Source organism: Nocardiopsis sp. SBT366 (assembly GCF_001083815.1).
Classification (GTDB): domain Bacteria; phylum Actinomycetota; class Actinomycetes; order Streptosporangiales; family Streptosporangiaceae; genus Nocardiopsis; species Nocardiopsis prasina.
This window is the reverse complement of the sequence record NZ_LAVM01000048.1, coordinates 1-12,992: the sequence shown is the minus strand read 5'-3', so window position 1 is coordinate 12,992 and position 12,992 is coordinate 1. Positions and strand designations below refer to the sequence as shown.

The following is a 12,992-nucleotide window of genomic DNA, read 5'->3' as shown; positions in this document are numbered from 1 at the left end:
CCGCTGGACACCGCCGCGCCCCGGATGTTTCCATAGCAGCGTCGATTGTCAACAATCCTACGGAACTCGACACAAGGAATTGAGGCCACCGCATGGCGGAGCTCTCCCCGGTTCTCAAGCAGGCGACACCGGTCGTCGCGGCGCGAGGCGAGGGTGTCTACATCTACGACGAGGACGACCGTCGTTTCCTCGATTTCACCGCCGGCATCGGCGTGACCAGCACCGGGCACTGCCACCCCAGGGTGGTGGCCGCCGCACAGGAGCAGGTCGCGACGCTGATCCACGGCCAGTACACCACCGTGATGCACCGGCCCCTGCTGCGACTCACCGAACGTCTCGGAGAGGTGCTGCCCGAGGGGATCGACCGCCTGTTCTACGTGAACTCGGGCAGTGAGGCCGTGGAGGCGGCGCTGCGCCTGGCCCGCCAGGCCACCGGCCGTCAGAACGCCGTGGTCTTCCAGGGTTCCTTCCACGGGCGCACGATGGGCGCCGCCTCGCTCACCACGTCCGGGGTGAAGATCCGCGCGGGGATCGGCCCGCTCGTTCCCGGTGTGGTGGTCTCGCCCTTCCCGTACGCCTACCGGCTCGGGATGACCGAGGAAGAAGCGGTGGCGTACGCACTGCGCGAGCTCGACTACCAGTTCGCGACGGTGACCTCCCCGCAGGACACCGCCGCCGTGTTCATCGAGCCCGTGCTCGGTGAGGGCGGCTACGTGCCCGTCCCGGACGCCTTCCTCCAGGGGCTGCGGGAGCGCGCCGACAGGCACGGGTTCCTGCTGGTCATGGACGAGGTCCAGACCGGCTTCGGCCGCACCGGCACGTTCTGGGGGCACGAGCCCTCCGGTGTGCGCCCGGACATCGTCATCACCGCGAAGGGCCTGGCCAGTGGCTTCCCGCTGTCCGCGATCGCCGCCCCGGCCGCGATCATGGACAAGGCCTGGCCGGGTTCCCAGGGCGGCACCTACGGCGGCAACGCGGTGTCCTGCGCTGCGGCTCTGGCCACCCTGGACGTCATCCAGGAGGAGAACCTGGTGGAGAACGCGGCCCGCCAGGGCGAGCGGCTCCAGCAGGGCCTGGCCAAGATCGCCGAGTCACACGCGGGCATCGGCGACGTCCGCGGGCGCGGCCTGATGCGGGCCAACGAGTTCGTCAGGGCCGACGGGACACCCGACGGCGACGCGGCCCAGCGCGCCCAGCAGGCCGCCGCCCGGAACGGGCTGCTGCTGCTCACCTGCGGCCCGGCTGGCAACGTGGTCCGCTTCATCCCGGCCCTCGTGGTCATCGGCGAGCAGATCGACACGGCCCTCGAGCTGTGGGCGGCCTCCTTGGAGGAGAGCCAGTAGGCACCTGTGGGGCGCCGACCGCGCGTCGGCGCCCCATGGCCCGGGTCACACCGAAAAACGGCGCAAAGGCACTCCAGCACCGTGATAGAGTCAGAGACGTCGCAAGGGAGAGCCCAGCTCAACCGGGCGACACACAACTGAAGACCTGCACTCGTAGCTCAATGGATAGAGCATCTGACTACGGATCAGAAGGTTGGGGGTTCGAGTCCTCCCGAGTGCACCACCTTGAGACAGTGGAGAAGCCGCCCGACCTGGGAAACCAGGGCGGGCGGCTTCTTTTGTGGCCTGGGCGAACATCCGCCTGAGGACGTTGAATCCGGTCGCTTGCGGACGGCTGTGGAACGCACGTCGATCAGGGGCCGGGGCTCGCGGGGTCTGGCAGCCTGGAGCGCATCAGGCCAACCATGACTCCCATCACTCGTGGGCGCCTGTCGCTGCGTGTGCTCCATGCGGGATCACAATCCCTCGGAACTCGTGGCTCCGCGCGTCTGGTCGCCCTCGTTGCCGTCGGTGCACTCATCGCACCCACAGGTCCCTCGTGCGCTCACCTGTGATGTGCGGTCGAAAATGGGCGCTCCATTCTCATTTCAGAATGGAGCGCCGTGGCTTAGGGGGCCTTATCCTGCTCTTTTCTCGATACCTGAGCTTGAATACACGGTCTCCGGTGGGCAGTAGACGTAAGAGTACGTCCCACTTCCTGAGTTTCTCCAGACCGGAGACAGACGGGTCACATCGGACCCCTCGAGGACTGGTCGGCAAATCACGGCAGCCCGGTACTGTCCTCCGCCTGATTTGCAGATTGCCTTGGTTCCGACGCCCGCGTACCGGTCGAGGAACCTTTCGAAGGTGCAGTTGCTCGGCCAGGAGGCGGCCGATTCAACCTGATCGGCGGTAGCCGGGACCGTGGATGTAGCGAGGATACCCAGGGTCATGGCTGCTGCCGCAAGGGGCGCACGGAGATATTTCTTCATATCGAACTCTCGTCTCATTTTCTATCGTGTCTCAGGTGTTGTCTCGTGCGGAGAGATCAACACCCGTGAAAAGGGCCTTCCCGTCTCCGTGGCAATATGCGGTGGAGGTTCCGGTTTTCGTCCACGGGCCGAAGAAGCCTTGTACACGACCTGTCGTCACACTCTCGCAGTGCACGACGGCCCTGAAGGAACCGCCATTCGACTTCTTGCACAGTGCACGACCGCCCCAGGAGCCCATGTTCTCGTACTGGCATTCGCTCGGATACGCGGCCCTGGTCTGCGCTCCGTCATTCGCCCCGGCCGAACTTGCCACACCAGCTACGCACATGGAGGCGATTGCGGCGATCAGTGCAACTCTCTTCACTGAGTTCATGAGTAGCCTCTTTCTTATTCAAAGGTCGTCGATGTGTTCCAGGTTGAGGCGACAGAGCATCGGGCAGGGGAGTCGTGCAATGGAAGTATTCCGTCTGCTCGCGGGGGACGAATGATCTATTGTTCCCAAGTGAACTCTTACACTGGCTCGTGAGCCCTCAAGCAGAAGGGGAGGAAACGCCGAGCAGGCCTTCCTGAGTGCAAGTTCGTCTCCAGATGCCGGGTCTCCCGCCGCGTTAGCTATGGCCCCATGGTTTTGCTCGGAGTGGAAGCTGGGAGCACCGCGCTCCCGATCTTCAGTGCAGCAGACGGACCGCGACGAACCAAGCGAATCGGGCCTATCTTGGCCGCTTGGATAGGAAACTGCCCGATCGGCCATATTCTGGCGTCGCAACGCTGGCCACTCGGGGGTTGAGGAACATCGGAACAGGATCCGTCGCCGAGGACGTGGCCGCCTGTTCATGTGGTCCACGTGCCAAGCCCTGGCTGATCCAGACTCCAGGTCCCGGAGTCAGTGCGGATGGCTCCGCGGAGCCGCAGGAGCAGTGGGATGCTGCCGGGGCTCACAGGTCACAAGCGGATCTGTCGGCTTGTCGACAGGTCGACGCATGCCTCGGCGGAACAGAGGTCGGGGGTTCGAGTCCTCCCGAGTCCACCACCCTGAGACAGCGGAGAAGCCGCCCGAACTGCGAAAGCAGCTCGGGCGGCTACTTCTGGGCATCGCCAGGAGATCCGGCGCCCTGCGGCGTTCGGCCAGGGGCGCCGGTGCGAGCTCCAGGAGCGGCCGACCACCTCTCGGCGATGATCCCTGCGCCGTGTCCGAGCTCAGTCAGTGACGCTGCTCCGGGACTGGTAGAGCAGGTCCTGGTACTCGGGGTGACGGGCGATCCAGCCCGCGAAGAAGGGGCAGGTCGCCAGCACCCGCAGGCGCGCGGACCGTGCCTCGTCGAGGGCCGTGCGGACCAGGGCGGACCCGACCCCGCGCCCCTCGTACTCCGGAGCGACCTCGGTGTGCACGAACGCGACGAGCTCCGACGTGCGGATGTACCCCGCGATGCCAGCGACCCCGGACTCTCCGTCGACGCGGGCCTCGTAGCGCTTGGCCTCGGGCACGTCGTTCACCTTGACCGCCATGGGTCCTCCTCCTTGATGGATCGGCCGGGCGGTTGACCACCCGATCGGCTTGGTGCTCGGACTCGTTCACGCGCGGGATCCGAGGTGGGACGGGTCGCCGGACCTGCCGACGATCCGTCCCGATCGGTGCTGTTGGTGGGAGCGTCAGGCTCCGGCGCGGGAGCTCAACAGTTGGGTCTCCCAGGCGAAGGCGACGCCGGTGGCGCCACCGTGCTGCTCCAGGATTCCGGTCATGGCGGACACGGTCTCCTCACGGGCCCAGTCGCGCTGCCACTCGCCCGCCACGGCCAGCCAGGTGATCGGCACCACGCCGGCCTGGACCATGCGCCGCACGGCCATGTCGTGGGACTCCACCGAGGCGCCGCCCGACGCGTCGGTGACGGCGAAGACCTCGTAGCCCTCGCCCGCCGCCTGGATCGCGGGCATGGCCAGGCAGATTTCGGTCCAGAGACCGGCGATGACCAGCTTCTTCCTGCCGGTCGCCCGGACGGCGTCAACGACGCGCTCGTCCTGCCAGGTGTTGATGAACGTGCGGTCGATCGGCTTCTGCTCCGGGAACACGTCCCGAAGCCCCTTGATGAGGTAGCCGCCGCGCTCCTCCAGCACGGTCGTCAGGATGGTCGGAACGTCGAACGCCTTGGCGGCCTTGGCCAGGGCGACGGCGTTGTTGACGACCATCGACGGTTCGTGGCTGTTCAGGTTGGCGAACTGGAACGGCTGGTGGTCGATCAGGACGAGAACGCTCTCCTCCGGGGTCAGCAGTGCCTGCAGTCCGTTCTTGGCCTTGGTGCTCACAGGGGGTCCCTTCCAGGGGGTGATCCGGGGGGTCGGTCGGGGCACCGTCCATCTCCGCGCAGACGCCAGGGGTGCGCGCGAGAGCGCGCGGGAGTGACGACAAGCCCGCCGATTTAGATGACGCGTCATCTAAATTAGCACCATTGGATGACGCGTCAACCATCCTGGGTTTCGGTCGGTCGCCGAGGTGCGCCCTCCGCCCAATAGGTTGATGCGTCATCTACTATGCGGATGATGCGTCAACCACTCCTCCGGGTGGCGCAGCGACGGAAGCGAGAGACGATGACCCTCACATCAGAGACGAACTGGCCCGGCCTGCGGGTCTCGGACTGGACCCCCACCCGGGACACCCTGCACATGTGGACCCAGATCGTGGGCAAGATCCGCATGGCCCACGCTCCGCTGGTCAACCACTGGTGGCAGGTGACCCTCTATGTCAGCCCGCGCGGGTTGACGACGTCGGCCATCCCGTACCGCGGTGGGGCCTTCGAGATCGAGTTCGACTTCGTCGGGCACCAGCTCGAGGTCCGCAGCAGCGACGGCGGCGTGGGGAGCTTCCCGCTGCGGCCGATGCCGGTCGCCGAGTTCTACTCCCGGATCCTGGACGCGCTCGGCCGACTCGGGATCGAGGCACCGATCCGCCCGCACCCCAACGAGGTCGACCCGGCGATCCCCTTCGCCGAGGACCACGAGCACGCCTCCTACGACGCCGAGGCGGCCCACCTCTTCTGGCGCCAGCTGTTGCAGGCGAACCGCGTGATCGGTGAGTTCCGGTCGCACTTCGTCGGAAAGGTCAGCCCGGTGCACTTCTTCTGGGGAGGGATGGACCTCGCCTGCACCCGTTTCTCCGGACGGTCGGCTCCTCCGCATCCGGGCGGAGCGCCCAACTGCGGGGACTGGGTCATGGTCGAGGGCTACTCCCGGGAACTGTCCAGCTGCGGGTTCTGGCCCGGTGGTGGCGAGGAGGGCGCCTTCTACTCGTACGCCTACCCGGCCCCCGACGGGTTCGCCGATCAGCCGGTCGGCCCCGAGGGCGCGTACTTCAGCACCGAGTTCCAGCAGTTCCTGCTCCCCTACGAGGTGGCCCGCGCCGCACCCGACCCCGACCGCGCGGTCGCCGAGTTCCTCCGCACCACCTACGAGGCCGCCGCGGATCGTGGGCACTGGGACCGCTCCGCGCTGGAGGACGACCCCCTCCGGTGGGGCGGGGCCTGAACCGGCAGGTCACGGCGGTCGTCGACGCGCGGAGGGGTCTCCCCTCCGCCGTTTTCATGTGGATGAGGCGTCAACTTCTTCGTTAAACTGCGCGCATGAACGAGACGCCACGCTGGCTGGATGCGGACGAGAAGGCCGCGTGGGACGGCTTCATCCACATGCAGGAGACGCTCATCGGGCGGCTCTCCCGTCTCCTTCAGGCCGACTCCGGAATGTCCGCCTCCGACTTCATAGTGCTCGTCAACCTCACCGAGACCAGTGACGGGAAGATGCGCTTCCTGGAACTGGCCAAGCTCGTGAACTGGGAGAAGAGCCGCATGTCCCACCAGGTCAGGCGGATGGCGAAGCGCGGTCTCGTGGCCAGGGAGGAGTGCCCCGACGACGCTCGTGGAGCGTTCATCGTCGCCACCCCGGCGGGCTACGAGGCGATCGAGGAGGCCGCTCCCCTCCACGTCGAGCACGTGCGCCGTCTGTTCGTCGACGCCCTCACCCCGAACCAGCTCAGCACGTTCGCTCGGCTCTCCCAGCGCGTCTCGGACCACATGGAGAAGCAGTCCGACTGAGCGGACGTCGTCCTCACTGTCGACGCGCCAGTCTTTGACCGGCGGCGGGTGAGGCGACCCCACGCCGTCCCGCGTGACCTGCGAGGACTCACCTCGGCCAGGTGTCGGCGAAGCCGGTGCCGCGTCCGCGCGGTGCGCGGAGCCTGGCGCCGGACCATGCCCTTCAGTCGGGGTCCCCCTCCCTCGGCACGCATCGACCGCGAGTCGACCGCGGCATGAGCCCCGGCCAGCAGACCGGGGGTTGACTCGCGGCTACCTCTGCCCCTCCTCTCTGACACCTGAGCCCGACCTCCCGACGCCGATCCGGGAGCGGAGGGAGGAGATTCGCATACCCGGGCAGGGTTCGCGCGGAGGTGACAACCACCTCACCTCGGGCCAGGTTTCGAGCCGGTTCGGTGCGGGTGTCCCAGGGGTTTCCCGGGGCGGTGGGTTCGCTGCCAGAACGTGTTCTGACCTGCGTAAATACCGTCGCTCTGTGTGCCTTCGGGCTGCCTCTGCGTGAGGCGGCGAATGGGGTGAACGTCCCACTCGTGTGATCCAGGTCTCCCTGGGGTTCTGGTTGACATCCCACCGTGGCTCGCCGGAGACTTGCCGCGGACTTATTAGGTAAGCATTACCTAATTAAGGCGAGGTTTACCTTATTCGGCGCAGGTCAGCAGGACTGGGGGCGACAGATGGACGGGATCGACGGAGCCGTCGCCGTGGTCACCGGAGGCGCGAGTGGGGTGGGGCGGGCGGTGGCCGTCGACCTCGCCCGGCACGGGGCCCGGATCGCGGCCGTGGACATCGACCCCGAAGGGCTCGACCAGACCGTGCGCTCTCTGGAGGGCGGCGGGCTCGCCCTGGCGGGGGACGTCACCGACACCGGCGGGGTCGAGGCCCTGTTCGACCAGGTCGAAGCCGAACTCGGACCCGTCACCCTGGTCGTCAACGCGGCCGGAACCCTCGCCACGGGTCCCCTGGCCGAGTGCGCCGACCAGGACTGGCACCGCATGCTCGCGGTCAACGCCACCGGAGTCTTCGTCATCGGCCGTGAGATCGCACGGCGCATGGGTCCCCGAGGCCACGGATCCCTGATCACCGTGGCCTCCAACGCCGCCGGCGTCCCCCGAGCCAACATGGCCGCCTACGCCGCCACCAAGGCCGCCGCCGTCGCCCTCACCAAATCCCTGGGCCTGGAACTGGCGCCCCTGGGCGTGCGCTGCAACGTGGTCTCGCCCGGCTCCACCGACACCCCCATGCTCCGCGCCATGACCCCCGACCCCCGGGCCCTCATCACCGGCGACCCCGCCCACTTCAAGGTCGGCATCCCCCTGGGCCGACTCGGGCAACCCGAGGACGTCGCCGCCGCCGTGCGCTTCCTGGCCTCCGACGCGGCCCGTCACATCACCATGCACGAGCTCTACGTCGACGGCGGCGCCACGCTCCGCTGACCCCCCGGCCAGGCGGCCCCACCCCGGTCGCCCTCTCACGTGCCTGAACACAGAAAGGCCACACCCATGCCCGAACAGCGCACGGCCGCCCCCGCGGCCACGGCGGGGGAACTCCTGGCGGAGTACCGACCAGGCGACTCGTTCTTCTCCTCCGCCTCGCGGGCCCTCCACGGGACCGGGGCGCTGGCCACCCTGGACCGGCTCGACGCCATTCCCGACGCCCTGGCCCACGCGGGCAGCGGCGCGGTCGCCATGGGCGCGATCCCCTTCGACACCGCCAGCCCTGCCCACCTGGTCGTTCCCGAGACCGTTCGCTGGTCACCCTCCCCTGCACGGGCCGCCAAGAGCGAACACCGGTGGAGCCCGCTCGGCGGGCCGTGGACGGTCACCCCCGTGCCCGCGCCCGAGGCGCACGTCGCGGCGGTGGAGCGCGCCGTCAAGCTCATGGCCGAGGACGAGGAGCTGCGCAAGGTCGTCCTCGCCCGCTGCCTCAAGGTGGAGAGCGGCGAGGACGTGGACGTACCCACGGTCCTGGCCAACCTGGTCTGGCGCGACCCCACCGCCTTCGTCTTCGCCACGGACCTGCCCGACCGGGGCTCCGGCACCCGCTCCCTGATCGGCGCCAGCCCCGAACTCCTGGTCGCCAAGCGCGGCCGCCAGGTGCTCTCCAACCCCCTGGCCGGGTCCGCGCCGCGCAGCGCCGACCCCACGAAGGACCAGCGGCGCGCCGTCGCCCTGCTCACCTCCGCCAAGGACCGCCACGAACACGCCGTGGTGGTGGAGGCCGTCGCGGACGCGCTGCGCCCCCACTGCCGCGACCTCGCGGTCCCCTCGGAGCCGGAGCTGATCAGGACCGCCACCATGTGGCACCTGTCCACCCGGGTGACGGGCGAACTCACCGACCCCGACGTGCCCGCCCACCGGCTCGCCGCGGACCTGCACCCCACCCCGGCGGTGTGCGGCACCCCCACAGGTCGCGCCTTCGACACCATCGGCGGCCTCGAACCCTTCGACCGGGGCTTCTACACCGGGGCGGTCGGCCACACCGACGCGGCGGGCGACGGCGAGTGGGTGGTCACCATCCGCTGCGCCGACGTCGCCGGACGCACCCTGGAGCTGTACGCGGGCGGCGGGATCATGCCCGAGTCCGACCCCGACGCCGAGCTGGCCGAGACCTCCGCCAAGCTGCGCACCCTCCTGCTCGCCCTCGGTGTGGACGGAGCCGCATGACCACGCATCCCCGAAACCACGGCGTCTGCGAACACGACTGGACCCCCTGGCCCAAGGACCTCGCCGACGCCTATCGCGAGGCCGGTTACTGGACGGGCGAGACCTTCCCCGCCTTCCTGCGCGAGCGCGCCGCGCGCTTCGCGAACAACACCGCCGTCGTGGACGGCGCGGTCCGCTGGACCTACGCCGAACTGGACCGGCGCGCCGACTCCCTGGCCACCGGTCTGTCCCGCCTGGGCGTGGCCGAGGGCGACCGGGTCGTGGTGCACCTGCCCAACACCGCGCCGCTGTTCGAGGTGGTCTTCGCGCTGTTCCGGCTGGGCGCCCTGCCGGTCTACTCGCTGCCCGCCCACCGCCGCAGCGAGCTCCTGCACCTGGCCTCCACCGCCGGGGCCGTCGCCCTGGTCACCTCCGACGTCCACGCCGGGTTCGACTGCCGTCCCATGGCCGCCGAGGTGCGTGCCCGGGTACCCGGTCTGGAGCACGTGGTCGTGGCGGGAGACCCCGGAGAGCCGGCGGAGGGTCTGACCGCCCTGGCCGACCTGCGCGCCGAGCCGGACCCGTCGGTCCTGGCCACACCCGACCCCGGCGCCGTGGCCTTCTTCCAGCTGTCCGGCGGCACCACCGGCCTGCCCAAACTCATCCCCCGGACCCACGACGACTACCTGTACTCGGTGCGGGCCAGCGCGGACATCTGCGGTCTGAACGCCGACACCGTCTACCTGGGCGTCCTGCCGGTCACCCACAACTTCCCGATGAGCTCGCCCGGGTTCCTCGGCGTGCTGCACGCGGGCGGGTCCGTGGTCCTGGCGCCCGACCCCAGCCCGGCCACGGCCCTGCCGCTGGTGGAGAGCGAACGCGTCACCCTCACCTCGGTGGTCCCTCCCGTGGCCATGCTCTGGCTGGACGCCGTCGAACACGGCTCCCAGTCCGGCCGCGACCTGTCGTCGCTGCGCATGCTCCAGGTCGGCGGCGCCACCTTCCCCGAGCAGGCGGCCCGCCGCGTCACCCCGGTCCTGGGCTGCGCCCTCCAGCAGGTCTTCGGCATGGCCGAGGGGCTGGTCAACTACACCCGGGACGGCGACCCCGACGAGGTGGTCACCGCCACCCAGGGCCGCCCGATCAGCGCCCACGACGAGATCCTCATCGTCGACGACCACGACCGCCCGGTCCCCGAAGGCGACCCCGGCCACCTGCTGACCCGGGGTCCCTACACCATCCGCGGCTACTACAGGGCGCCCGAACACAACGCCACCGCCTTCACCCCGGACGGCTTCTACCGGACCGGCGACATCGTCCGCCGCCACCCCTCCGGCAACCTCGTCGTCTCGGGGCGGGCCAAGGACCAGATCAACCGGGGCGGGGAGAAGATCGGCGCCGAGGAGGTGGAGAACCACATCCTGGCCCACCCGGCCGTGCACGACGCCTCAGTCGTCGCTGTTCCCGACCCCTACCTGGGCGAACGCACCTGCGCCTACGTCATCACCCGAGGCCAGGCGCCCACTCGCGGCGAACTCCTCGCGTTCCTGCGCGAGCGCGGGCTCGCCGCCTACAAGATCCCCGACCGTGTCAGCTTCGTGGACTCCTTCCCGGCCACCGCCGTCGGCAAGACCTCCAAGCGCGACCTGCGCGGCGCCACCGACCCATCCGGAGACCAGTGATGGCACTGCCGACCATCGACCCCTACCCGCTGCCCACCGCCGAGGACCTGCCCGATAACCGGGCGCCCTGGACCGTGGACGCCAGCCGGGCCGTGCTGCTCGTCCACGACATGCAGCGCTACTTCCTGCGCCCCTACACCGAGGGCACCGAGCCGGTGACCGGCGCGACCGCCAACATCGCCGCCCTGCGCGCGGCCTGCCACGCCGCGGGGGTCCCGGTCGTGTACACCGCCAAGCCCGGCGACATGACCCCCGAACAGCGCGGACTGGAACGCGACTTCTGGGGCGGCGGCATGAAGTCGGTCGCCGAGCACACCGAGATCACCGCCGAACTCGCCCCCGAGGGCGAGGACGTCCTGCTCACCAAGTGGCGCTACAGCGCCTTCGCCCAGACCGACCTGGCCGAGCGCATGGCCGCCGGGGGCCGCGACCAGATCATCGTCACCGGCGTGTACGCGCACATCGGATGCCAGCTCACCGCGGCCGACGCCTTCATGCGCGACATCCAGCCGTTCCTGGTCGCCGACGCCGTCGCCGACTTCAGCGCCGAGCACCACCGCTCCGCTCTGGTCTACGCGGCGGGGCGCTGTGCCGCCGTCATCACGGCCGACCAGGCCCTGACCGCCCTGCGCGAGGTCCCGGCCCGCACCGGGGTCTGACATGACCGACCACGACCGAGAAGGAACCACCGTGGCCTCCAACGACCACCCGCCCGCCGTCCACGACCTGGTCGGGGTGGGTTTTGGACCCTCCAACCTCGGCCTGGCCATCGCCCTGGCCGAACGCCTCGAACAGGGCCAGGAGCCACCGCTGTCCGCCGTCTTCCTGGAGCGCCAGGAGACCTTCGGCTGGCACCGGGGGATGCTCATCGACGACGCCACCATGCAGGTGTCCTTCCTCAAGGACCTGGTCACGACGCGCAACCCGGCCAGTGACTTCAGCTTCCTGTCGTTCCTGCACCACGTGGGGCGGCTGCACGACTTCATCAACCACAAGACGCTGTTCCCGCTGCGCCAGGAGTTCCACGACTACCTGTCCTGGTGCGCGGGCCGGGTCGCCGACCAGGTCCGCTACGGACACGAGGTCGTCGAGGTCCGTCCCGTGTACTCGGGGGAGCGCGTCACCCACCTGGACGTGGTCTCCGAGGACGCGGCGGGTGAGCGGGTCGTGCTTCGCGCCCGCAACGTCGTCTTCGGCCCCGGTCTGCGCCCCCGCATGCCCGAGGGCGTGGAGCAGTCCGCCCGCGTGTGGCACAACGAGTACCTGCTCACCCGCCTGTCCGAACTCCCGCCCAAGGCCGACCCCCGCTCCTTCGTGGTCGTCGGGGCAGGGCAGAGCGCCGCCGAGGTCGCCGACCACCTCCACCAGCGGTTCCCTCGCGCGCAGGTCCACGCGGTCCTGTCCCGGTACGGCTACAGCCCCTCCGACGACAGCCCCTTCGCCAACCGCATCTTCGACCCCGAGGCCGTGGACGCCTTCCACGCCGCCCCGCAGGAGGTCAAGGACCAGCTCACCGGCTACCACCGCAACACGAACTACTCGGTGGTCGACCCGGACCTGATCGGTGAGCTGTACCGGCGCCACTACGCGGAGAAGGTCCACGGGAACCAGCGCCTGCACCTGCACAACACCTCGCGGGTGGCCGGGCTCAGCGAGAGCACCGAGGGCGTCGCGGTGGTCGTGGAGGACCTTGTCACCGGGAAGCAGACCCCGATCCCGGCCCACCACGTGGTGTTCGCGACCGGCTACCACCCCGCCGACGCCCGCCCCCTGCTGGGCGACCTCGCCGACCAGGTCGTCACCACCCCCGAGGGCCGCCCCGCCGTGGAACGCGACTACCGGGTCGTCACCCGCGACACCCTCACGTGCGGCCTGTACCTCCAGGGCGGGACCGAGCACACCCACGGGGTGTCGGCCTCCCTGCTGTCCAACATCGCGACCCGCGTCGCCGAGATCATCGACTCCGTCGCCGCCCGCGCCGGAGCCCCCGCCGAAGAGAGGGCCTGACCCGTGTCCCAGGAGACCGAAGACACCGCCGCCACCGCGTTCACGGTCGAGCGCGTGCGGGCCGACGCAGCGCACATCCTCGCCGAGCCGGCCGAGGACATCGACCCCGCCGAGGACCTCTTCGACCGGGGGATGGACTCGGTTCGCATGATGAGCCTCATGGAGCAGTGGCGTTCCGCCGGGGTCGAGGTCGACTTCGCCGACCTCGCCGAGCGGCCCACGATCGACGCCTGGGTCGCCCTCCTCAACCGCTGACCCCGCCGAGCCC

Annotated in this window: 11 protein-coding genes and 1 tRNA gene; 10 read left to right on the top strand and 2 right to left on the bottom strand. The window is 69.6% G+C overall.

Annotation, left to right across the window (positions count from 1 at the left end; all coding sequences use genetic code 11):
* Positions 1 to 92 precede the first annotated feature (92 nt).
* Together ADX84_RS15830 and ADX84_RS15825 are read left to right on the top strand one after the other, a co-directional pair.
* Entirely contained in the window at positions 93 to 1,343 is a 1,251-nt protein-coding gene (locus tag ADX84_RS15830) for an aspartate aminotransferase family protein (RefSeq protein WP_049574684.1), read from the top strand.
* 147 nt (positions 1,344 to 1,490) lie between these two features.
* Positions 1,491 to 1,566, top strand: a tRNA-Arg gene (locus ADX84_RS15825).
* A gap of 1,945 nt (positions 1,567 to 3,511) precedes the next feature.
* Here the strand turns inward: ADX84_RS15825 and ADX84_RS15815 are convergent.
* Positions 3,512 to 3,820, bottom strand: a complete 309-nt coding sequence (locus ADX84_RS15815) for a GNAT family N-acetyltransferase (protein WP_049574677.1) — start codon at positions 3,818 to 3,820, stop codon at positions 3,512 to 3,514.
* A gap of 144 nt (positions 3,821 to 3,964) precedes the next feature.
* On the bottom strand, positions 3,965 to 4,615 hold the full coding sequence (locus tag ADX84_RS15810) for a hydrolase (protein ID WP_049574674.1): 651 nt from the start codon (positions 4,613 to 4,615) through the stop codon (positions 3,965 to 3,967).
* A gap of 282 nt (positions 4,616 to 4,897) precedes the next feature.
* On the opposite strand from ADX84_RS15810, the gene ADX84_RS15805 reads away from it, so the two are divergent.
* The 8 genes from ADX84_RS15805 to ADX84_RS26690 all read left to right on the top strand — a co-directional run bounded on the left by ADX84_RS15805 (position 4,898) and on the right by ADX84_RS26690 (position 12,979).
* On the top strand, positions 4,898 to 5,830 hold the full coding sequence (locus tag ADX84_RS15805) for a DUF5996 family protein (RefSeq protein ID WP_049574672.1): 933 nt from the start codon (positions 4,898 to 4,900) through the stop codon (positions 5,828 to 5,830).
* 95 nt (positions 5,831 to 5,925) lie between these two features.
* Positions 5,926 to 6,393 carry a MarR family winged helix-turn-helix transcriptional regulator gene (locus tag ADX84_RS15800; RefSeq protein ID WP_049574669.1) on the top strand — a complete coding sequence of 156 codons (468 nt, stop codon included), beginning with the start codon at positions 5,926 to 5,928 and terminating at the stop codon, positions 6,391 to 6,393.
* Positions 6,394 to 7,067: 674 nt separating this feature from the next.
* A complete protein-coding gene (locus ADX84_RS15795; protein ID WP_049574666.1) occupies positions 7,068 to 7,826 on the top strand; it encodes a 2,3-dihydro-2,3-dihydroxybenzoate dehydrogenase in 759 nt (252 codons plus the stop codon).
* Between the two features lie 66 nt (positions 7,827 to 7,892).
* The gene (locus ADX84_RS15790; protein ID WP_049574663.1) at positions 7,893 to 9,056 is read left to right on the top strand and encodes an isochorismate synthase; all 1,164 of its coding nucleotides are present in this window, start codon (positions 7,893 to 7,895) and stop codon (positions 9,054 to 9,056) included.
* The gene (locus ADX84_RS15785; RefSeq protein ID WP_049574658.1) at positions 9,053 to 10,717 is read left to right on the top strand and encodes a (2,3-dihydroxybenzoyl)adenylate synthase; all 1,665 of its coding nucleotides are present in this window, start codon (positions 9,053 to 9,055) and stop codon (positions 10,715 to 10,717) included. The genes ADX84_RS15790 and ADX84_RS15785 overlap by 4 nt, the downstream gene beginning before the upstream one ends.
* Entirely contained in the window at positions 10,717 to 11,376 is a 660-nt protein-coding gene (locus ADX84_RS15780; RefSeq protein WP_049574653.1) for an isochorismatase family protein, read from the top strand. The genes ADX84_RS15785 and ADX84_RS15780 overlap by 1 nt, the downstream gene beginning before the upstream one ends.
* Before the next feature lies 1 nt (position 11,377).
* On the top strand, positions 11,378 to 12,724 hold the full coding sequence (locus tag ADX84_RS15775) for a lysine N(6)-hydroxylase/L-ornithine N(5)-oxygenase family protein (RefSeq protein WP_049574649.1): 1,347 nt from the start codon (positions 11,378 to 11,380) through the stop codon (positions 12,722 to 12,724).
* 3 nt (positions 12,725 to 12,727) lie between these two features.
* Entirely contained in the window at positions 12,728 to 12,979 is a 252-nt protein-coding gene (locus tag ADX84_RS26690) for a phosphopantetheine-binding protein (RefSeq protein WP_049574645.1), read from the top strand.
* Positions 12,980 to 12,992 lie beyond the last annotated feature (13 nt).

Bases quoted from the DNA above. Each gene is read 5' to 3' on its own strand.
- ADX84_RS15830 (WP_049574684.1), top strand. From the start codon at position 93: ATGGCGGAGCTCTCCCCGGTTCTCAAGCAGGCGACACCGGTCGTCGCG.
- ADX84_RS15815 (WP_049574677.1), bottom strand. From the start codon at position 3,820: ATGGCGGTCAAGGTGAACGACGTGCCCGAGGCCAAGCGCTACGAGGCC.
- ADX84_RS15805 (WP_049574672.1), top strand. From the start codon at position 4,898: ATGACCCTCACATCAGAGACGAACTGGCCCGGCCTGCGGGTCTCGGAC.
- ADX84_RS15800 (WP_049574669.1), top strand. From the start codon at position 5,926: ATGAACGAGACGCCACGCTGGCTGGATGCGGACGAGAAGGCCGCGTGG.
- ADX84_RS15795 (WP_049574666.1), top strand. From the start codon at position 7,068: ATGGACGGGATCGACGGAGCCGTCGCCGTGGTCACCGGAGGCGCGAGT.
- ADX84_RS15790 (WP_049574663.1), top strand. From the start codon at position 7,893: ATGCCCGAACAGCGCACGGCCGCCCCCGCGGCCACGGCGGGGGAACTC.
- ADX84_RS15785 (WP_049574658.1), top strand. From the start codon at position 9,053: ATGACCACGCATCCCCGAAACCACGGCGTCTGCGAACACGACTGGACC.
- ADX84_RS15780 (WP_049574653.1), top strand. From the start codon at position 10,717: ATGGCACTGCCGACCATCGACCCCTACCCGCTGCCCACCGCCGAGGAC.
- ADX84_RS15775 (WP_049574649.1), top strand. From the start codon at position 11,378: ATGACCGACCACGACCGAGAAGGAACCACCGTGGCCTCCAACGACCAC.